Origin of the sequence: Shewanella canadensis (assembly GCF_003966225.1) — a bacterium.
Taxonomy (GTDB): domain Bacteria; phylum Pseudomonadota; class Gammaproteobacteria; order Enterobacterales; family Shewanellaceae; genus Shewanella; species Shewanella canadensis.
Window position 1 is genome coordinate 1 of sequence record NZ_RXNU01000011.1, and the last position, 19,666, is coordinate 19,666.

19 protein-coding genes and 1 tRNA gene are annotated in these 19,666 nt (G+C 43.8%); 8 read left to right on the forward strand and 12 right to left on the reverse strand.

Annotated features, from left to right (window positions below; genetic code table 11):
- Positions 1–155: 155 nt before the first annotated feature.
- From EKG38_RS17480 to punC, 6 genes are all read right to left on the reverse strand, one after another.
- Positions 156–1,745: a hypothetical protein gene (locus EKG38_RS17480; protein ID WP_126521505.1), complete on the reverse strand. Its 1,590-nt coding sequence runs from the start codon at positions 1,743–1,745 to the stop codon at positions 156–158.
- Positions 1,742–1,951 carry a hypothetical protein gene (locus tag EKG38_RS17485; protein ID WP_126521506.1) on the reverse strand — a complete coding sequence of 70 codons (210 nt, stop codon included), beginning with the start codon at positions 1,949–1,951 and terminating at the stop codon, positions 1,742–1,744. The genes EKG38_RS17480 and EKG38_RS17485 overlap by 4 nt, the downstream gene beginning before the upstream one ends.
- Positions 1,944–3,077, reverse strand: a complete 1,134-nt coding sequence (locus tag EKG38_RS17490; RefSeq protein ID WP_126521507.1) for a tyrosine-type recombinase/integrase — start codon at positions 3,075–3,077, stop codon at positions 1,944–1,946. Before EKG38_RS17490 ends, EKG38_RS17485 begins: the two co-directional genes overlap by 8 nt.
- Positions 3,078–3,225: 148 nt before the next feature.
- Positions 3,226–4,449, reverse strand: a complete 1,224-nt coding sequence (locus tag EKG38_RS17495) for a site-specific integrase (protein WP_185826895.1) — start codon at positions 4,447–4,449, stop codon at positions 3,226–3,228.
- A 157-nt stretch (positions 4,450–4,606) separates the two neighbouring features.
- Positions 4,607–4,697, reverse strand: a tRNA-Ser gene (locus tag EKG38_RS17500).
- 86 nt (positions 4,698–4,783) lie between these two features.
- Complete coding sequence (punC, locus tag EKG38_RS17505) at positions 4,784–6,043, reverse strand: purine nucleoside transporter PunC (protein ID WP_126521509.1); 1,260 nt, start codon at positions 6,041–6,043, stop codon at positions 4,784–4,786.
- A 118-nt stretch (positions 6,044–6,161) separates the two neighbouring features.
- On the opposite strand from punC, the gene punR reads away from it, so the two are divergent.
- The 6 genes from punR (at position 6,162) to EKG38_RS17535 (ending at position 9,675) form a co-directional block, all read left to right on the forward strand.
- Complete coding sequence (gene punR / locus EKG38_RS17510; protein ID WP_126521510.1) at positions 6,162–7,064, forward strand: DNA-binding transcriptional activator PunR; 903 nt, start codon at positions 6,162–6,164, stop codon at positions 7,062–7,064.
- Positions 7,065–7,315: 251 nt separating this feature from the next.
- A complete protein-coding gene (locus EKG38_RS17515) occupies positions 7,316–7,975 on the forward strand; it encodes a Bax inhibitor-1/YccA family protein (RefSeq protein WP_126521511.1) in 660 nt (219 codons plus the stop codon).
- Positions 7,976–8,131: 156 nt separating this feature from the next.
- Complete coding sequence (tusD, locus tag EKG38_RS17520; RefSeq protein WP_126521512.1) at positions 8,132–8,521, forward strand: sulfurtransferase complex subunit TusD; 390 nt, start codon at positions 8,132–8,134, stop codon at positions 8,519–8,521.
- A gap of 70 nt (positions 8,522–8,591) precedes the next feature.
- A complete protein-coding gene (gene tusC / locus EKG38_RS17525) occupies positions 8,592–8,948 on the forward strand; it encodes a sulfurtransferase complex subunit TusC (protein ID WP_126521513.1) in 357 nt (118 codons plus the stop codon).
- The gene (gene tusB, locus EKG38_RS17530) at positions 8,948–9,229 is read left to right on the forward strand and encodes a sulfurtransferase complex subunit TusB (RefSeq protein WP_185826896.1); all 282 of its coding nucleotides are present in this window, start codon (positions 8,948–8,950) and stop codon (positions 9,227–9,229) included. Before tusC ends, tusB begins: the two co-directional genes overlap by 1 nt.
- A 110-nt stretch (positions 9,230–9,339) precedes the next feature.
- Positions 9,340–9,675, forward strand: a complete 336-nt coding sequence (locus EKG38_RS17535) for a TusE/DsrC/DsvC family sulfur relay protein (RefSeq protein ID WP_126521514.1) — start codon at positions 9,340–9,342, stop codon at positions 9,673–9,675.
- 639 nt (positions 9,676–10,314) lie between these two features.
- On the opposite strand, the gene serS is transcribed toward EKG38_RS17535, so the two are convergent.
- From serS to lrp, 6 genes are all read right to left on the reverse strand, one after another.
- Complete coding sequence (gene serS / locus EKG38_RS17540; RefSeq protein ID WP_126521515.1) at positions 10,315–11,601, reverse strand: serine--tRNA ligase; 1,287 nt, start codon at positions 11,599–11,601, stop codon at positions 10,315–10,317.
- 18 nt (positions 11,602–11,619) lie between these two features.
- Positions 11,620–11,994 (reverse strand): fluoride efflux transporter CrcB, encoded by a 375-nt coding sequence (gene crcB, locus EKG38_RS17545; RefSeq protein WP_126521516.1) that lies wholly within the window; start codon positions 11,992–11,994, stop codon positions 11,620–11,622.
- A complete protein-coding gene (locus EKG38_RS17550; protein WP_126521517.1) occupies positions 11,987–13,318 on the reverse strand; it encodes a replication-associated recombination protein A in 1,332 nt (443 codons plus the stop codon). The genes crcB and EKG38_RS17550 overlap by 8 nt, the downstream gene beginning before the upstream one ends.
- A 9-nt stretch (positions 13,319–13,327) precedes the next feature.
- Complete coding sequence (gene lolA / locus EKG38_RS17555; RefSeq protein ID WP_126521518.1) at positions 13,328–13,954, reverse strand: outer membrane lipoprotein periplasmic chaperone LolA; 627 nt, start codon at positions 13,952–13,954, stop codon at positions 13,328–13,330.
- A gap of 113 nt (positions 13,955–14,067) precedes the next feature.
- Positions 14,068–16,584: a DNA translocase FtsK gene (locus tag EKG38_RS17560; RefSeq protein ID WP_126521519.1), complete on the reverse strand. Its 2,517-nt coding sequence runs from the start codon at positions 16,582–16,584 to the stop codon at positions 14,068–14,070.
- A 183-nt stretch (positions 16,585–16,767) separates the two neighbouring features.
- Positions 16,768–17,271, reverse strand: a complete 504-nt coding sequence (gene lrp, locus EKG38_RS17565; protein ID WP_012142470.1) for a leucine-responsive transcriptional regulator Lrp — start codon at positions 17,269–17,271, stop codon at positions 16,768–16,770.
- 180 nt (positions 17,272–17,451) lie between these two features.
- On the opposite strand from lrp, the gene ald reads away from it, so the two are divergent.
- Positions 17,452–18,567 (forward strand): alanine dehydrogenase, encoded by a 1,116-nt coding sequence (gene ald / locus EKG38_RS17570; RefSeq protein ID WP_126521520.1) that lies wholly within the window; start codon positions 17,452–17,454, stop codon positions 18,565–18,567.
- A 135-nt stretch (positions 18,568–18,702) separates the two neighbouring features.
- Positions 18,703–19,653, forward strand: coding sequence for a thioredoxin-disulfide reductase (gene trxB / locus EKG38_RS17575; protein WP_126521522.1), 951 nt, complete (start codon positions 18,703–18,705; stop codon positions 19,651–19,653).
- Positions 19,654–19,666 lie beyond the last annotated feature (13 nt).

Sequence of the window (19,666 nt, forward strand, 5' to 3'; positions counted from 1 at the left end):
CAGTTTTAATGCCTTTTGCAGCTTCCTTAGCGAATGCTTCTAGTTCTTTTTTGTTCATGTTCTACCTTCCATTGACCCATGTAGGGTACTGATTGAAAGGTAGTTACACAAAATTATTTACAGGCTCAATTTTATCTCAACATTTTGGTTTATTGCTAAACTACTTCAGGGCTTACCTCATTAGGGGATGTATCATTGCTACTGTCATATTCATTAAGCAACACATCGTCCCCTGCAATGTTTAATACTTGAATGCACGCCTGCTCAAGCTCAGGTGTGGAGGCCCCATGTATCTTAGTGACTATGTTTTTAGCAAACTTTGCAGCCAGCGCATCATTCCCTTTATTTAACGCCTTAGTGCGTGCGTAGATAGCGCTGCACAGCTCAGAAAGGTAGTTGACAAACTTTGTCTCTAATTTATTTTCTATCTCTGTTTCTAGTTGCTTTACATCATTTGTTAAGCTGTCCTTAGCTACCTGTTTTGCATCTAATTCCTGCTGCCCCTGTATCTTTTGTCTATCAATATTTAACTGAACATTTTCTAACTCTTGATGCTGCTCTACTATCTGGTTTTGAATGTGGGCAAGCCGCTTCTCTTTAAGCTCTATGCTACGTGTAGCATAGTTGTAAGGTCGCTCCGATTTTGTTTTTTTTGCATCACGATTCAAAATTTTACGTTCTTCGGATTTGCGTTCAGACTCCGGCGCTATCTCTGCATTTAATCCTTTGTCATTTAATAGATTGTCGTTAACAAAATCAAAAAACATACGCTGAAATCGTTCCCCATGAATAGCGCTCTGCTCCAACGTCAAAATGCAATTTTCCGGCAGTAGCTCTTCTTCAGCCTCCCCTTCGCTGTCAGCACCAGCCGCCTCTTCATCCTCTATATTTGTTTTAGCACTAACCTCGCCTGTGGCCTCAGCTACAGCTGCTAAGCGTTTATTTTTCTCGCGTTGATATTGATTCACCACTTCAACCTGGGTTTTGAGTAAGTCCCAGTTGCCAAAAACAGTTTCTTGTCCAGATAAAAAATAGTGGCAGTGAGCCCCCGTCAATTCTTTTTTCTCCCGTTCGTCAGTGTGAACGACCAACGCATGAATAGGATAGTTTGGGAAATGGTGAGTTAAAAATGCATTGGTAAAGTCGATAAAGTCCTGTGGGCTAACGATATCACTACCAACCTGCCAACGGTGTGGAATCTTCAGGATCCCTTCCTGCACATAAGTAGCATTTTTATTGGGCCTGGAGTCAATGAGCTTGTTGTGTGCCTTGATAAATGTCTTTACCATCTCTATTCGCTGCTTATGGCGATTCATGGTCATCATCTCAAATTCGGCAAGCTTGATCTCCTTGATATGTACATCATCTGAAATCCCGATAAGATCCCATAACAAATCTGCGGCATCATCATGGCCATGCATACGCTCAACTTTTATCGCATTTTGAATTTTTGCTTTGTACTGCCGTCGCTTAGTTTTAACTCGTGACATGTTGGTGATTTGTTTTGGGGGTACAATCGTATCGAATACAACTTGTTTTTGCTCAGGCGTATAGTCATCGAGCGGTCGACATTTGTTCTGGAACCAAAGTAAATTTCCTCCAGATAATGACTCATCCCATTCAGGCCCTGACTTCTTTTCTGTAAGAATACGAAGCGAGTGGACTAGTGTTTTACGAATTCTTGCTCGGTGCTTCCCCGTCGTATTCAGATTCATTTGTCGATATAAAAAGCGGATAATTTTCATGCCACACCTCCTTGTGAGGTGTGGGGCAAAAACGGGGTCAAGGGCTCCCCCTTGCCAGCAGCTATCGTTTCATCTTTTGCGTAGCCAAAAGTGTGACGATAGCTTAGCTGGTTAATACCACGGTCCACTTTCAGAGCGTGGCCACAACCAAAGCAATCTCCGGCCCATATCAAAATGCGTTTTAAGGCCCATATCGAATCAAACATGAGTCAGGCCTCCCCTACGCTGAACAACAAACACATCAGGTTGACCTTCGCGAAGCGGGCCCATGATAAAAGCGGAAAATAGGCCTTTGGGTTGAAGCTGACGCCAGGTTGATGCGACGATAGCCGGTACCGACTTGCTATTATCCAACTGACTGGCTGACGGTTCAGCAAAAACAGACCCCATAGCATCACTATATTTTGCGGCATTATCTGGTGCGTCACTTTGAAGCCAGCGAGCGTAATGCTTATCGACCATGTTCGTCGAGTTATGACCAAGTTGTCTCGCAATCCACTCTTTACTAATTCCAGCAGTTAAACACTGACTAGCAAACGTGTGACGCAGCTGATTGGGACCTCGATGTCTCACAGAGGCCTTCGCTAAAAGTGGGGTGAAGAATGTTTTTGAATACTGCTTAGAGTCGATGAATGGCTTATTGCTCTGAGAATTGATAAACAAATGTTGAACACGTCGTTTTTCAATTGTCTTGTTATCATTCTGAAGCACTCTAATGACACGAGACTTAAGGGTACCGGTGACTTCATAGTGTTTCTTTAACAACGCGAATGCGTGCTGATTCATCTCAACAGTTCTGATTGAACTAGTAGTCTTAGGGACTTTGTATTTGCCCAAGACTTTTGCCGTATGAACTTTGATTTCTCTCGATTCAAAATCAATACAATCCCAAGTTAGAGCTATGAGTTCACTAATTCGTAACCCTGTTAGCACGCCTAGAAACACCAGTGCTTTGCCACTTTCACATTGGGCAGGTGTAGCATAAAGCTTTAAAAGCTCTTCACGTCCCAATGGTTTTGGCTCAGCGGTATGTGTTTTAAGGTTTTCAACCCCAGTCATCGGGTTACGACCCAAAACACAATCACTTAATGCACAAGAAAAAATAGCTCTAAGAATTGTAAAATGTTCGTTTATGGTTTTATTGCTAAAACGTCGATGAACTTTAATTTTCCATCGCTTAATGTCAGATTGACTTATCGACCTAATTTGTTTTTTTCCAAAAAAAATGACTAGATTTTTAACTTTCGAGCACTCACTCACATAGGTTGAATGTGCTTTATCAAACTTGCTCTCTGCTAAATATTGCTTTGCGTAATCGTTAAACTTTTCCATAATGTTGACCTGAGGGGAGCAAGCGCTGCCCTTGATATTTGTCAACAGCGTACACAGCACAAAAAGCAAAAACCATACTAAAGTGCTTATAAATCAGTAGTATACCAATTTCACCAAGTAGGTGAACCAAGTTACAGAGTTCATTTAGCTAAAATAATCGAGTACAATCAATATCGTATGAAATGACATCGACGTATTTTTTTAATAGAGAAATTTTGTATTTTTTCCCATATCTGCCGAATGTGATTTTTTGATTTTTATGCCCCACTAGCTCAGCTACGATGTTTTCGTCAACTTCATGCTGTTTCAGCTCATCTATAAAAGTGTGTCTAAAGCCGTAGGGCGTTGGTCTAGAACCTGGCTTCATCCCCATTCGGTTCTGCATTCGCCCAAAATATTGACAATACTGCCGACTCCAGTCCTCATTTTGGTTAGTCGGAATATAGCTAAACAGCTGAACCCTTTTGGCCTTGTTAGCTCTTTCAACCAGTTCAATAAAGCCATGCTTTAATAAAAATTGATGAATCGGCAGAATACGTAGAGATGAGGCATTTTTTACTCTCTGCTTCTCGCCCCCATTATTAATCTTGATACAATAAAGTCCTTCTTGTTTAATAACGTCTGCGGTACGTAATTGGCAAGCCTCAGAGGGTCGCAGCCCTTGAAACATCATCAGCAATGTGGCCCACTTCAAGTCGTTTTCAGCCTTTTGAAACTCTTCATGACTAAATAAGGCCTGTAAATCTCTTTTCTGCCAGCGCGTTCGCGCTGAATTAGGCTCAACCAGGGAGTGCTGCTTAAGTGTGATCAATGCGAATGGATTAGCGTCAGTGAACTGCATTAGGCAACACCATTTAAAGAGCTGTGACGAAGCAGCGAGATAATCCTTATTGGTTTTGTGGCTTCTTCCCTCGTCGAGTAACAAATCTCTATAGCCAAGCGCACAAGCGCTCGTGACCTCATCGGTGAAATCAGGTTTAATGGCATCAATAAAATGACTAATACGCTGATGAAGCTGCTGTACTGTTAAAGTGCGAACCCCTTCCTTGCTTTTAGAGCTAATGAACATCTCTAAAGCAAGCTTAAGAGGAACTTGTTCGCATTGTTTAACCGCTAAGTTCGGTCCCCTTACCTCGATTTTACCCTTTGTGGCAAAACGCAGTGGAACGCCTTCAGCAGAGACGTCACTGAAACTAAGTCGAACTGCATCAATTTGTTTATTTAGTGAGGATTTGAATTCACCTGGAACAGTTTCTGTCGTAATTGAATCCATTGCTTGATTAACAGCCAAAATCACCCGTAAATTTCGTTTTTTGGCGATGGCTCTAGTTTTCGTTAACAAGGAAATTTTTACATCAAAGGGAAAACCCATATCTCTCAAAGACTTTGGGTAGCAAATACGTGTGTAATAGGTGCAATTTGGAGCGCGGAATAAGTGCATTGTCTCAGTCAATCCTGTAGGACTGTTCCGAAATGCTTCAGATACAAAAAAAGCCGTTGATAATCAACGGCTTTTCTCGATTTCAATATGGCGGAGAGATAGGGATTTGAACCCTAGACGGGCTATAAACCCGTGCCGGTTTTCAAGACCGGTGCATTCGACCACTCTGCCATCTCTCCGAACGCCGCGAATAATATAGCGACTCGATAACGATGTAAAGTCCTTATCTCTGTTTTTTATTCAAATTAGCGTGTTCGAATAAATTTCAGTCAAGATCCAGCTTATCTTGCTTCAGTGCGACGCGGGCAGGATCTGGCATAACAAATTCTTCCCGTACTTTCTCCCATGATTTGCTGTTTCTTAACTTGTAACCGGCAATGACACCAAAGGAGCAGATTAAGATCCCAAATCCAATGGCAACTTCACCATAGCTTGCCCAGATAGCAACGAGGCTAGAGGCACCAAAAGCGATACTGATCTGAAGGAAGTTCTGCAGACCCGCCGCCTTTGCTGCATGCTTGGTAAACTCCTGAAGGGCACTGTTGACCACTATGGGATAGATAGCACCATTTGCACCTGCAAGGATTGAGAATGAGATCAGCAAAGGTAGAATGCTGTCCATTTTAACTAGCAATGAACAGGCGACAATCGCTACTACACACACACCAAAACATGTCAGTAAGACGCTGAGTGACTTTTCTGTGCCCACTTTACGAATTAAGATCTTACTCGCATAGCCACCGACAATAAACATGATGGTCTGTGGTATGAAACTTAGTCCGATCTCTTTAGCCTGATATCCATGTTGCTCCATGACGATCGGCCACACGGTTAAGTAAGCAAAGAATGCACCAGAGCAGGCACCAAAGATAACAACATTCCCCAGATACTTAGGATTATTCAATAAGTCCCAATAAGTGAGCTTTTTAGTTCCCTCTTGTGCAGTGGAACTCACTTTTTCTTTAGGCACAAACAAGACTGTTAGCAACATAAGAAAGATAGCTAAACAAGTTAAAATCAGAAAGATAGTCGGCCATCCATTGCTTTCAAGTACGAAGGCCCCCAGGAGTGGAGCTAATGCGGGTGAAAGTGCTACAAGCGGCATAATGTTAGAAAAAACACTCTGGGCTTTAGTGGCGTCATATTTCTCGATAACAATGGCTTGCCAAATGACACCCGCACTGCACGCACCTAGTGCCTGAAAGAATCTGGCAATGTTAAAAGAGAGCACTGTTTCACTCGATGCAAGTGAGAAGCTTGCAGCTGCGAAAATCATAAGACCTAATAGCAGTGAGTTACGTTTTCCTATACGCTGTACTAATGGTCCATACAGGAGTTGTCCTATGGCCAAACCGGCTAGGAAACAGGTTAACGAGCCTGCGACTTGAGCTGGGGTTGCTTGCATCGAATCTTCTATCGCTTTAAATGCCGGAAGGTACATATCGGTCGCGATAAAGCCCAACATGCTGAGCAATGCAAGGTAGCCTAAAAAGAAGAAGTACTTGGTGTTATTAACTGGATTCATATAAATATTTAATCTGATGTTTACTGAGGATCCGGAGTCTAAATACTTGCTTAAATGATGTGAAACGTTTATTTTTGACATCAGCTTTCAATAATTTTCACAGCAAGGAACTGCTGGTATGCTTTCTGAACAATCACTCCAATTAATCGATATGGTCGCTCGTGTCGGGAGTTTCACCGCCGCGGCCAACAAATTGCACAAAGTTCCATCGGCCGTCAGCTATGCGGTAAAACAGGTTGAAGAGGAACTTGGGGCCATATTATTTGAACGCCATCATCGTAGTGTGACGCTCACCCCGGCTGGCGAATCCTTCGTAAAACAGGCACGGTCTATTCTCACCAATATGGCTGCCATGAAAGATGATACCAAGCGGGTATCTAATGGTTGGCAACCCACACTTTCTATCGCGTTAGATAACATGGTCAGAGCCGATAAAATAAGTGTATTAATTGCCGATTTCTACCGGCATTTCACCGACGTAGAATTGATCATTCGAATTGAAGTATTCAACGGTGTGTGGGAGTCCATTGCCAATGGGCGAAGCGATATTGCTATCGGCGCAACAACGGCGATTCCGGTGGGTGGTGACTATCACTTTAAAGATATGGGCGATATAAAATGGGCATTTTTAGTCGGCAAGAGGCACCCTCTTGCAGAGGTTGACAGACCACTAACCGATGATGAGTTGCGTCAATACCCTTCAATCTGTCTCGAAGATACCTCAAGAGAGATCCCAAAGCGTATGACTTGGTTACTCGAAAATCAGCGTCGCTTAGTCGTGCCTGACTGGATACGTGCGATTAACTGTTTCAGAGAGGGCCTTGGTGTTGGTTACATGCCAATGCATTTTGCCGAGCCCTTCATCAAGGCTGGCGCACTCATACAAAAGGAGTTAGTCACGATAAAATCACCGAGTCCCTGTTGCCTGGCGTGGAACGGTGCCAACATGTCACCGGCTATGTCATGGGTACTTGAATACTTAGGTGATAGTGAAAAGTTACATGAAGACTGGTTCCATTAATCCAGAATCGAACCTTAATTTAAGCTTCAATTAAGGTTCAGGGAAATAGAGGCTGATGAGTCGATGAAAATCGATTTTGTCACTTTAACCCTGTTTCCAGCTGATGTATGATTCAATAACTTAAGATTTACTTGAGCACTGACTTAGTCCCTAAATTTAGAAACTAAATCATGGATAATGGAACTCTTTTGATTTAGGTTAATCTAAACAAGATGGTTAGTGATCGTCCCAGAAGGTTTTCGGAGAGCAATATGACACAACAAACACTCTATTCTACAGGAGCTTCCACACTGGAAGTGAACAAGCTCCTGAAAAACACCTACATGTTACTTTCGATGACATTGGCATTCTCTGCAGTTTGTGCAGGTATGGCAATGGCATTACAGATTGGCCCTATGGTCTCTATCGGCATGTCACTTGGTAGCTTAGCGATTCTATTTGTGACATTGAGAAAGGCTGAATCTGCTGCGGGTCTGTTTTGGGTATTCGCCTTTACCGGTATGCAAGGTGCCTCACTGGGTTATATTCTTAACCATTACGCCGGCATGGCAAATGGCCCAGAGTTAATCATGCAAGCCCTTGGTTTAACTTCAGTGATCTTTGTGACCTTATCGGGTTATGCCATCACAACTAAGAAAGATTTCTCATTTATGAGAGGCTTCCTTATTGCCGGTCTAGTGATCATGTTTGTCGGCTTGCTGGTTAATATGTTCTTGGGCAACAGCATGGTATTTATGGCGCTTAATGCGGGTATCGCCTTGTTGATGACTGGTTTCATTCTTTATGACACCAGCCGTATCATTAATGGCGGCGAGACAAATTACATCCGCGCCACAATCTCTCTTTACCTGGATTTCCTTAACCTATTCATCGCTCTACTTCATCTAATGGGTATCGGCGGCGACGACTAAGGACACATACTTTTATTGGATGAACGAGTATTGGATTATTATGCCATTGAATGGCATATCCAAAATAACGTGTTTCAACCGTAAATTTTAGTTAGAATAGCCCCATAATCGGGGCTATTTTTTTGCCTATCTATCATCAATATAGTAATTTGTTAAATGAGTAAATTCATCATTCAGGTCAACGGCGCAGCCTATGCGAGTTCGGCCAGCTATAATGCCTACCGCTTTGCGAAAGCCGCACTGGAGTCAGGTCACGAAATTGAACGAGTCTTCTTCTATCAAGATGGCGTGCTAAATACCAATACTCTTAACAGCCCGGCTTCCGATGAATTTAACCTGACCGATGCCTGGGTGTCGTTGAATCAGCAATATGAAGTTCAGCTGGTTAATTGTGTCTCGGCCGCTCTGAGACGGGGTGTCCTGTCTCAAAATGAGGCTAAGGAGAATCGGCTTAGCCATTGGAATATGGAGAAACCGTTCGAGATGGGCGGCTTGGGTGAGCTGGTTACAGGTATAGAGGCTGCCGACAGAGTGGTAAGCTTTTAGGATACTATTGTTATAGGACACTATTATTTTAAGATCTTAGGAATGTGTGATTGTTGATGAGCAGATTAAAATGAAAAAAGTCGCGATACTATTTCGCCGGGCCCCCCATGGTTCTCCTCATGGCAGAGAGGCATTAGATCTCGCACTCTTGAGTGCCAGTTTCGAGCAGGAAGTCAGTTTAATCTTTGTCGATGACGGCGTACTTAACCTTGTCAAAGACCAGCAGCCGGAACTTATTGGCGCGAAAGATTATATTGCCACTTTCGGCGCCCTCCCCCTGTATGATGTAGAGACAGTACTCGTCTGCGAAGAGTCTTTACTCGAGTATGGACTTGATTTGACAGACCTCACCATTGAGGCTGATATGGTTTCCCCATCATTAATAACAGAGCAGCTATCGAAGGTTGATGAGGTCTTAGTATTCTGATGAATTTACACCATATTCAAACGTCAGCCAAACAAGATAATGCGCTCGCATGTTGCATTAAATATATGGATAAACAAGACTCGGTACTATTGTCCGGAAATGGCGTGAATAGTCTCTTATTGTCTCAGTGGCGAGAGAGATTAGCCGATATCAGGGTCATGTTACTCAAGGACGATGTCGAAGCTCGTGGATTGAGCAAGCGGTTTAAAGACTATCCCCTTATCGACTACGACACATTCGTAAAAGAGTCTTTAACGCATGACAAGGTGATCACTTGGTGATGAGTACTCTCATCTTAGTACTATCATCTTTGTCGGTTTGGCTGGACATCAGCCCTTTAAACATTAGTCAGATCAGTTATGGATCTAACAGGTCCAGAGGTTAATAGCAGTTGAATAGTTTTGAATATAAAGGCGAGCAGATCGAAACAGATCATCAGGGCTACCTTAAGCAGGTATCGCAATGGAACGAAGAAATTGCAGAACTCATAGCCGCACAAGAGCAGATCACGCTCACTCCGGCTCATTGGGAGGTCATTCACTTTGTGCGTGATTTCTATTTAGAATACAAGACAAGCCCGGCAATACGTATACTGGTTAAAGCCATTGGCCAAAAGTTAGGTGCCGATAAGGGTAACTCTAAGTACTTGTATACTCTCTTTCCTACCGGCCCGGCTAAACAAGCGACAAAGGTTGCAGGTTTACCTAAACCGGCGAAATGTATCTAACCTTCCTGAATCTGGCGGGCATCTTAGATGTCGCCAAACAACCTTTGTACTCTAGTCTTGCGTATTCCAATAAAAACCCGAGGCTTCAAATACTAAATCTCGGGTTTTAATGTCTCAGGTTATATTTTTTATAACGACTAACGCAGCCTTCCCGAATGTAGCGAACATCATAGATGTCGCCAAACACCCTTTGTACTCAAGTCCTGCATGTTCTAATAAAAAACCCGAAGTTTCTATGATGAAATTTCGGGTTTTAATGTCTCAGGTTATGTTCTTTTTTACGACTAATGCAGCCTTCCCGAATGTAGCGAACATCATAGATGTCGCCAAACACCCTTTGTACTCAAGTCCTGCATGTTCCAATAAAAAACCCGAAGTTTCTATGATGAAATTTCGGGTTTTAATGTCTCAGGTTATGTTCTTTATTACGACTAATGCAGCCTTCCCGAATGTAGCGAACATTACAGCGCCAAACACACAGATGATCGCCACATAGGTAAGCCACTGAAAGTAGCGCCTACCATTATCCATTGCACTTAATCCTTTGTTTTAATTATTATTTTACTGACTATTTTAACCATGCTTAGTAAAGCTAAGGAACTCATCTAAATATAATGAATGCCTAAGTAAATTACGGCTTTAACCGATCTTTTCCAAACCGCCCATATATGGACGTAAAACTTCAGGTACTGTGATGCTGCCGTCTTCGTTTTGGTAGTTTTCAATTACCGCAACAAGCGTACGGCCTACAGCGAGTCCAGAGCCATTTAATGTATGTAATAGTGCAGGCTTCTTCGCTGACTTAGCCTTGTAACGGGCTTGCATACGTCTGGCCTGAAAGTCTTGCATGTTGCTACAAGATGAGATCTCTCTATAGGTATTTTGAGCCGGCAACCAAACTTCAATATCGAAGGTTTTGCTTGCACCGAAGCCCATATCACCGGTACATAAAACAACGGTGCGGTAAGGTAGACCCAGCTTTTGTAGAATCGTTTCAGCATGACCTGTTAATGAATCTAATGCGGCCATCGAATCTTCAGGCTTAACCAATTGAACCAGTTCAACCTTGTCGAACTGGTGTTGACGGATCAAACCACGAGTGTCACGACCGTAAGATCCCGCTTCACTTCTGAAGCAAGGAGTATGAGCAGTCAGTTTAACCGGAAGCTCACTCTCGTCGATAATGGTATCGCGAGCGATATTCGTTAACGGAACTTCCGCTGTTGGGATAAGGCTTAAACCTTGGCCTTCTTCAGTTGCAGGTTTGGTATGGAAAAGATCTTCACCAAATTTTGGTAACTGACCCGTACCAAGTAAACTCTCTTCATTGACCAACAGAGGTACATAGGCTTCAGTATAGCCATGCTCTGTCGTGTGAACATCTAGCATAAGCTGCGCCAGTGCTCTATTCATGCGGGCAATTTGCCCTTTCATGACAATGAAGCGTGTGCCGGAAATTTTGACCGCTGTTTTAAAATCTAACCCACCTAAAGTTTCACCAAGTTCGACGTGATCTTTCACTTCAAAGTTAAATTCTTTAGGTGTGCCCCAACGTCTAACCTCGACATTTTCACTTTCATCGACACCGGCAGGCACAGATTCATCAGGTAAGTTAGGGATACTCATGGCAATAGCATTCAATGTTTCAAGTAACTCTGACAACTCTTGCTTCTTTGAATCAAGTTGCGAACCAAGATCGCCCACTTGAGCCATGATAGGTGCAACATCTTCCCCTTTCGCTTTTGCTTGTCCAATCGATTTGGATATAGCATTACGGGAAGCTTGCAGCTCTTCAGTCGCCATTTGCAACGACTTTCGCTTTTCCTCTAACTTACTTAGACGCTCAACATCTAGAATAAAACCGCGGGTTGCCAGGCGCTCGGCCGTAGCTTCTAATTCTGTACGTAAAAATTTTGGATCTAACATGTTTTATATTCTTAATAGTTAAATGCGAGAAAAAACCAACTGCTGTCCCAGATAGACCATGAATATACATAGGCAGAGGTTCAGAGCGATATTAAAAAATGCCTTTATCCAAGCACCACTCTGGATTAATAACAGAGTCTCATTGGAAAAAGTTGAAAATGTAGTAAGCGCCCCTAAAAGCCCTACACCAACCAACGCCTTAATTTCAGGACTAACTTGACTGACTTGGCCGAGGGCATAAATTGTACCCATCAGAAACGAGCCGATGACATTGACTAACAGTGTACCAAAAGGAAATGCTGAGCCAAATAGCTGAAGCATGAAAATTGAGATCAGATAACGAAAAACTGCCCCAATCGATCCTCCCAGCGCGACAAATAGAATATTATTCATACCGTTTGATCTCACTGTCTCTGTCAAGTTGCGCCAAATGTTCTAATTTAGCTTTTATTCGCTTCTCAAAGCCATGTTCCGTCGGGTAGTAAAACCGGGATTCAGCCAGACCTTCAGGGAAATAACATTCACCGCTCGCATAGGAGTTTGGCTCATCATGTGCGTAGCGGTAGCCTTCGCCATACCCGAGGTCTTGCATCAACTGTGTGGGTGCATTACGTAGGTGCTCAGGCACGGCTTCCTGGCCGGTTTCACGGGCTAACTGTCTCGCGGCTTTGAACGCCGTGTAGACAGAATTACTCTTAGGTGCACTCGCCAGGTAAACTATCGCCTGAGCCAGGGCTCTTTCACCTTCCGCTGGACCTACGCGATGGAAACATTCCCATGCGTTTAGTGCAACCGTCATAGCCACCGGATCGGCATTACCAATATCTTCTGACGCAATGGCCAGTAATCTACGTGCGATATAAAGAGGATCACATCCTCCTTCCAACATTCGGCAAAACCAATACAAGGCTGCGTCCGGTGCAGAACCACGAATGGATTTATGTACAGCGGAGATAAGATCGTAAAATTGATCACCATTTTTATCGAAGCCTGCCAGTTGTTGACCCGCAACTTCGATGATCATGTCCTCGCTGAAACTCCCACCATCAGCTAGCATGTCACTCATCAATTCAATCAGGTTTAATGCCTTTCGCGCATCACCTTCAGATACATTGGCGAGTTTCTGTGCAACATTATCAGGGATCTGTAACTGTCGCTTACCCAGGCCACGCTCTTCGTCTGTCAGAGCCTGCCTAACGATGTGCACTATCTCATCATTGGTCAACTTCTTGATCAGGTAAACCCGTGCACGCGATAGCAGGGCGTTATTGATCTCGAAAGAGGGATTTTCTGTCGTCGCCCCAACAAATATCACGGTCCCATCTTCGATGAAGGGAAGAAAGGCGTCTTGCTGACTCTTATTGAAACGGTGCACTTCATCGACAAAAAGTAAGGTTCTTTGTCCTCTGGATTCGGCAACATTCTTTGCGTGCTCGATAGCAGTGCGGATCTCTTTGACGCCCGATGTCACTGCCGAAATACGTTCGACATGCGCATTGGCATAACTAGCCACTAACTCGGCCAACGTTGTCTTTCCGGTACCTGGCGGTCCCCAGAACATCATAGAGTGAGCGCGCCCGGCCTCGAGGGCTTTACGAAGGGGCTTCCCCTCCCCTAAAAGGTGAGTTTGACCAATATACTGAGATATGGTTTCAGGCCGCATTCGAGCAGCCAAAGGCCTAAAATCGGGCGCAAAATCGAAACTAAAACTTGACACTAAATAGCCTTAATTGACGGTATTTAGACGTTGATCATCGATATCAACATCATCCGGAACGGTAAATTTAAACATGGAAAGCTCGTCGTCGCTGATGGCAGTTTGATCCGATAACATAAATTGGCTTACATTCCCTTGCTGGTCTTGCAGCACCATTTGGGTCAAGGTGTTTCCATCGAAACACACATCGACAGATTCAACACCCGCATCGACACTTTTTGGAGCGATACTAAAACAACCTTCTTCATTGGTTACCGTGTATTTTGACCAGGTTTCTTCATCCCGATGAACCAAAAGTGCAATCGGCGATGCATTGATTGCTTGGTTGAGATCCATAACAGAGACCTCTTCTGCAAAAGGGTTATAGATCCAAACATCACGACCATCGGCAACGATTAATGATTCATCCGGCTCTGTGAGATGCCAATAAAATTGATTCGGATAAGCCAGTGCAAATACACCACTCCCTTTCTGGATCTCTTTTTTATTAATATCAGTCACTGTCTGGGTAAAGTTTGCCTTTAGGGTCGATATCTCGGCAAGTTTTGCTTTTAACACTCCTGACTCACTGGCCTGAGCGTAACCCGAGACCAATAGTGGCAGGCTGATAGCAAGTATTGATAGGGTCTTTCTCATTGTCATTCCTTAAACTATTGTGTATCCCCAATATCATATCGTTATTGGAGATGACTCCTGCATGGGCAGAAGATTAATATCTATTCATGCTTAGTAGCAGTGGCTTAACCGGACTAAAATACCTTAGGCGGTGGCGGTGCAAGTACCTCACGGTTACCGTTATGTCCTTGAGAGCTCACCACTCCCTGAGCTTCCATCTGCTCAATGATCCTAGCGGCGCGGTTATAACCGATTTTAAACTTACGTTGCACACTGGATATTGAACCTCTGCGAGTCTCGGTAACGAAAGCGACCGCTTCATCGTAGAGCGCATCGGACTCTTCATCGGCTTCACTGGTTTCACCGGGCAACAATACCTGCTCACCTTCAGTGGATCCCTGCAGGATATCTTCAATATATTGCGGTTTGCCTCGACTATGCCAATCGGCCACGACAGCATGAACTTCATGATCATCGATAAAGGCACCATGAACACGAATGGGTATACTGGTCCCTGGTGGCAGGTAGAGCATATCACCCATGCCCAGTAGGGTTTCGGCACCTTGCTGGTCTAGAATAGTACGCGAGTCGATACGGCTTGATACCTGGAATGCCATTCTGGTTGGAATATTGGCCTTAATCAGACCCGTGATCACATCGACAGAAGGTCGTTGTGTTGCAAGTATCAAGTGAATTCCCGCTGCACGTGCTTTTTGAGCGATTCGGGCGATAAGTTCTTCTACTTTTTTGCCGACAATCATCATCATGTCGGCAAACTCATCCACCACGACCACAATAGATGGGAGCTTATCCAGTTCCGGGGCCTCGGGCTCCATGCTATCTGAAGATTTCCATAAGGGATCTGTGATGGGTTGGCCTGATTCCTTCGCCTCCTTAATTTTCGCGTTGTAACCTTTCAGGTTTCGAACCCCAAGGGCTGACATCAGCTTATATCGACGCTCCATCTCACCCACACACCATCGAAGCGAGTTTGCCGCTTCTTTCATATCGGTAACGACTTCACAAAGAAGATGTGGGATCCCTTCATAAACGGAGAGTTCGAGCATCTTAGGATCGATCATGATAAAACGAACATCGTCGGGTCCGGATTTATACAGCAAGCTGGTGATCATCACATTCACACCGACTGACTTACCCGAACCCGTTGTACCGGCAACCAGGAGATGTGGCATTTTGCCCAAGTCGACAACCACAGGCTCACCTGCAATATCCTGACCTAACACCATGCTCAAATGAGACTTACTCTCTGCGAATGTTTTACTGTCCAACACATCTCGCATAAATACGGTTTCACGAAACTTATTCGGTAATTCGATGCCGACATAGGCCTTGCCAGGGATCACTTCCACAACTCGAACACTTTCAGCCAATAGTGAGCGTGCTAAATCTTTAGAAAGGTTAGTGACTTTCGATGCTTTAACGCCCGGAGCCAATTCCAATTCAAATCGGGTAACAACGGGTCCGGGGAAAACCCCAACAACCTTTGCTACGATATTAAAATCGGCAAGTTTAACCTCTACCAGTGCCCCAACCTGATCTAACTCTTCACGGCTGATTGGATTAGCCTTTCTATTTGGGACATCTAACAGAGAGATGCTTGGCAGCGGAGTAATGGGTTTCTTTGCCTGCTCGAGATCTTGCCCTGGTAAAACGACAATACCATCAACGATTTTAGCGGACTCGACAACCTTTGGCTTAGCAGGGCTTACAGCGCCTACTGAAGTTTGATTGTCAAAATCAATTTCATCATATTCAGATACCGGAACCGGCATATCGGTATCGATGTTTAGCTCATGATGCTCGAACTGACCTTCATCATTTTCGAGTTGTGGCTCGATTCGACCATTTGCGCTAAGAGTTTCACCATGATTTATCTCTTCAAATTGAGTTAAGTGAGTTTCTAAACGTTCTGAGTCAAGCTCTTCATCTTCAAAATCGTCTTCAGATTGATTGCGTTTCTCTTTGAATTTATCGAACACAGACATGAAGCCTTGTGTATCTTCGGTTTCTGCAGAATCACGTTTAAAGCGTTCGGGTAGCGAACGTAGAGAGTTGAATACCCAAATAGCGGAAAAACCGGTTAAATCGACAATCGTTAACCAGCTAATTCCGGTGAGCAGTGTAAAGCCTGCTCCAACAAAACAAAGCAGCAGTAGAGTGGTACCTAATTTATTAAAATAAGGCAACATGGCATCACGGATCACGTCTCCGGCGACACCTCCGGCGGAAAACTCATAGATATCATTTGCATTCATGCTGGCAAGCGCGGCTAAACTGAAAACAATGAGCAGAAAACCAATGAGCCTTAAACCTACCGAAAAATAGTCTATTTCGAGTAACTTGTGGGTACGTTTAAAAAGCAACCAGCCCGTCAAAGCCATAATGATTGGAATAAGATAAGCGGTGTAACCAAAGAAGTAGAACAACACATCCGCTGTCCATGCACCTACCGCACCGGTAACATTTTGAATTTCACCTTCGAAATGCGATTGACTCCAGCCCGGATCGGAAGAGTAAAAACTACTGAGGGCAAGAAGAACATAAGTTGCTAGCATGCAACAAATAATGAGGCCCCCCTCAAGAAGACGCTGCACTCCGCTTAGCGTTTTAATACTATTTCCCTTAGACAAATGAAAACCCACGAAAAAGAATAAGACAGGTTGCTCTAAGATATCAAAAATAACGCCCTTTTGCAGCGATTTAAGCTATTCAAACACATTATCTATGGTTTATTTAATGTAAATGATGAATTTATAAACAAGATAAAAAAAGGAGCCATAGTTGGCTCCTTTTTGGTATTACAGACTTAGAAATTAAGATTCTGCGGTAACATTTATTGCAACTTTACTCGTCTGCTTTACCTCTTCCATCACAACGTATGTACGTGTGTCAGAAACAGAAGGCAGCCTAAGTAAAGTCTCACCTAATAAGCGGCGGTACGCAGACATGTCTGATACGCGCGTTTTCAACAGGTAGTCAAAATCGCCGGATACTAAATGACACTCTTGAATGTCATCGAGTAATTGAACAGCACGATTAAACTTGTCAAACACTTCCGAACTATCACGATTAAGCGTAATTTCAACAAATACAAGCAAGGATGCACCCAAGAAATGGGGATTAACTAATGCCGTATATCCATTAATATACCCTTGTTTTTCAAGTCTTTTAACTCTCTCTAAGCAAGGGGTAGGACTTAAACCTACACGTTTTGAAAGCTCAACATTGGAAATGCGACCGTCAGTTTGTAACTCATTAAGTATGTTTCGATCTATCCGATCTAAGTCTTTTATAGGACTCTTTTTATTATTAACCATATTTTTAACCTTGCTTTATCACTAAAACAACATTTATCACTACGTATGTCAAAACTTCAGCAGCATAAACTGCTGAACTGATACTATACTAGATTTCCCTGAGACAAGCACGTTCAGGACACGACAAAATAACAATTACACCCATAAAAAATGGGTTTTTATGCAATTTGAGGCTCGAAGATGATAATTGGTGTACCTAAAGAAATCAAAAACCACGAGTATCGTGTTGGAATGGTCCCTTCAAGTGTACGTGAATTGACAAATAAAGGTCATACGGTCTTTATTGAAGCAAACGCAGGTACTGGGATTGGTTTTACAGATCAAGACTATATCGATGTAGGCGCATCAATTTTAGCTACCGCGGCAGAAGTATTTGCTACAGCGGAAATGATTGTAAAAGTCAAAGAGCCACAGGCAGTTGAGCGTGCAATGTTACGCGAAGATCAGCTACTGTTTACCTATTTACACCTTGCTCCAGATCTCCCACAAACTGAAGATTTAGTCAAAAGTGGATCAGTTTGTATCGCTTACGAAACTGTGACCGATGACCGCGGTACCCTCCCCCTTCTCGCACCTATGTCTGAAGTTGCCGGTAGAATGTCTATTCAAGCAGGTGCTATGGCGCTTGAAAAAAACATGGGCGGCCGTGGTATGTTACTTGGCGGCGTACCGGGTGTTGAGCCTGCTAAAGTGGTTATCATTGGCGGTGGCATGGTGGGTACTAACGCTGCGCAGATGGCTGTAGGTTTGGGTGCAGAAGTTGTTATTCTTGACCGTAACATCGATACACTAAGACGCCTTAATATTCAATTCGATAATAAGGTAAAGGCTATCTATTCGACGGCTGACGCCATTGAAAAGCATGTTCTCGAAGCCGATTTAGTTATTGGTGGCGTACTGGTTCCAGGTGCAGCAGCCCCTAAGCTCGTCACTAAAGACCACATCAAGCGCATGAAGCCTGGCTCTGCAATCGTCGACGTTGCAATAGATCAAGGTGGTTGTATCGAGACTTCACATGCTACCACTCACCAAGATCCTACCTATATCGTAGATGAAGTGGTTCACTATTGTGTCGCTAACATGCCAGGTGCCGTAGCACGTACGTCAACCTTCGCACTAAACAATGCAACCTTGCCTTATATCATTAAGCTTGCCGAGCTTGGTTATAGAAAAGCACTGTTACAAGACAAACATCTGCTAAATGGCCTTAACGTCATGCATGGCAAGATCACCTGCAGTGAAGTTGCTGAAGCACTGAACATGGAATTTGTTGACCCAGCAATCTTACTTAACTAACACCAGTTTTAGTTAAGACAATCAAAGGGAGCCTAAGGCTCCCTTTTTCGATTAGAGCAATCTAAAATATTGCCTTTACCCGATGCATTAAATTCCCTACAATCGCTGCAATTCGCTAAAGGTACGGAGATAAGAATGAGTCAAGCTAGACACTGTGAACTACTAATATTAGGATCAGGCCCTGCAGGCTATACAGCCGCAGTTTATGCCGCTCGCGCAAACCTAAAACCTGTATTAGTGACAGGTTTACAACAAGGTGGTCAGTTAACTACCACGACCGAAGTTGAGAACTGGCCCGGCGATGCTGACGATCTGACCGGTCCGGCATTAATGGAGCGCATGCAAAAACATGCAGAGAAGTTTGAAACTGAAATCCTTTTCGATCATATCAATGAGGTTGATCTTAAGGTTCGCCCTTTCAAATTGAAAGGCGACAATGGTGAATTTACCTGTGATGCACTCATTATCTCTACGGGTGCCTCAGCCATGTATCTTGGTCTGGAATCTGAAGAAGCATTCAAAGGCAAAGGCGTGTCTGCCTGTGCAACTTGTGATGGTTTCTTCTATCGCAACCAGAAAGTTGCCGTGATTGGTGGTGGTAACACAGCCGTCGAAGAAGCACTGTACCTCAGCAACATCGCTTCTGAAGTACACTTAATTCACCGTCGTGATGCATTCCGCAGCGAAAAGATCTTAACTAAGCGTCTTATGGACAAGGTCGAGAACGGTAACATTATTCTTCACTTAGACAACACATTAGATGAAGTTGTCGGTGACGCGATGGGTGTTACTGGCCTTAAGATGAAGAGCACTAAAGACGGTTCTATTACCGATCTTGAAGTTATGGGTGTATTCGTTGCCATCGGTCATAAGCCAAACACTCAGATGTTTGAAGGCCAGCTGGAGATGAACAATGGTTATATCAAGGTTCAAAGTGGCCTCGATGGTAATGCGACTCAAGCTAGTATAGAAGGCGTGTTTGCCGCAGGTGATGTAATGGATCAACATTATCGTCAAGCCATCACTTCTGCAGGAACCGGCTGCATGGCGGCTCTCGATGCCGAGCGTTACTTAGACTCGAAGTAGAAGCTAATTAGGT

Bases quoted from the DNA above. Each gene is read 5' to 3' on its own strand.
- EKG38_RS17480 (WP_126521505.1), bottom strand. From the start codon at position 1,745: ATGAAAATTATCCGCTTTTTATATCGACAAATGAATCTGAATACGACG.
- EKG38_RS17485 (WP_126521506.1), bottom strand. From the start codon at position 1,951: ATGTTTGATTCGATATGGGCCTTAAAACGCATTTTGATATGGGCCGGA.
- EKG38_RS17490 (WP_126521507.1), bottom strand. From the start codon at position 3,077: ATGGAAAAGTTTAACGATTACGCAAAGCAATATTTAGCAGAGAGCAAG.
- EKG38_RS17495 (WP_185826895.1), bottom strand. From the start codon at position 4,449: ATGGGTTTTCCCTTTGATGTAAAAATTTCCTTGTTAACGAAAACTAGA.
- punC (WP_126521509.1), bottom strand. From the start codon at position 6,043: ATGAATCCAGTTAATAACACCAAGTACTTCTTCTTTTTAGGCTACCTT.
- punR (WP_126521510.1), top strand. From the start codon at position 6,162: ATGCTTTCTGAACAATCACTCCAATTAATCGATATGGTCGCTCGTGTC.
- EKG38_RS17515 (WP_126521511.1), top strand. From the start codon at position 7,316: ATGACACAACAAACACTCTATTCTACAGGAGCTTCCACACTGGAAGTG.
- tusD (WP_126521512.1), top strand. From the start codon at position 8,132: ATGAGTAAATTCATCATTCAGGTCAACGGCGCAGCCTATGCGAGTTCG.
- tusC (WP_126521513.1), top strand. From the start codon at position 8,592: ATGAAAAAAGTCGCGATACTATTTCGCCGGGCCCCCCATGGTTCTCCT.
- tusB (WP_185826896.1), top strand. From the start codon at position 8,948: ATGAATTTACACCATATTCAAACGTCAGCCAAACAAGATAATGCGCTC.
- serS (WP_126521515.1), bottom strand. From the start codon at position 11,601: ATGTTAGATCCAAAATTTTTACGTACAGAATTAGAAGCTACGGCCGAG.
- crcB (WP_126521516.1), bottom strand. From the start codon at position 11,994: ATGAATAATATTCTATTTGTCGCGCTGGGAGGATCGATTGGGGCAGTT.
- lolA (WP_126521518.1), bottom strand. From the start codon at position 13,954: ATGAGAAAGACCCTATCAATACTTGCTATCAGCCTGCCACTATTGGTC.
- lrp (WP_012142470.1), bottom strand. From the start codon at position 17,271: ATGGTTAATAATAAAAAGAGTCCTATAAAAGACTTAGATCGGATAGAT.
- ald (WP_126521520.1), top strand. From the start codon at position 17,452: ATGATAATTGGTGTACCTAAAGAAATCAAAAACCACGAGTATCGTGTT.
- trxB (WP_126521522.1), top strand. From the start codon at position 18,703: ATGAGTCAAGCTAGACACTGTGAACTACTAATATTAGGATCAGGCCCT.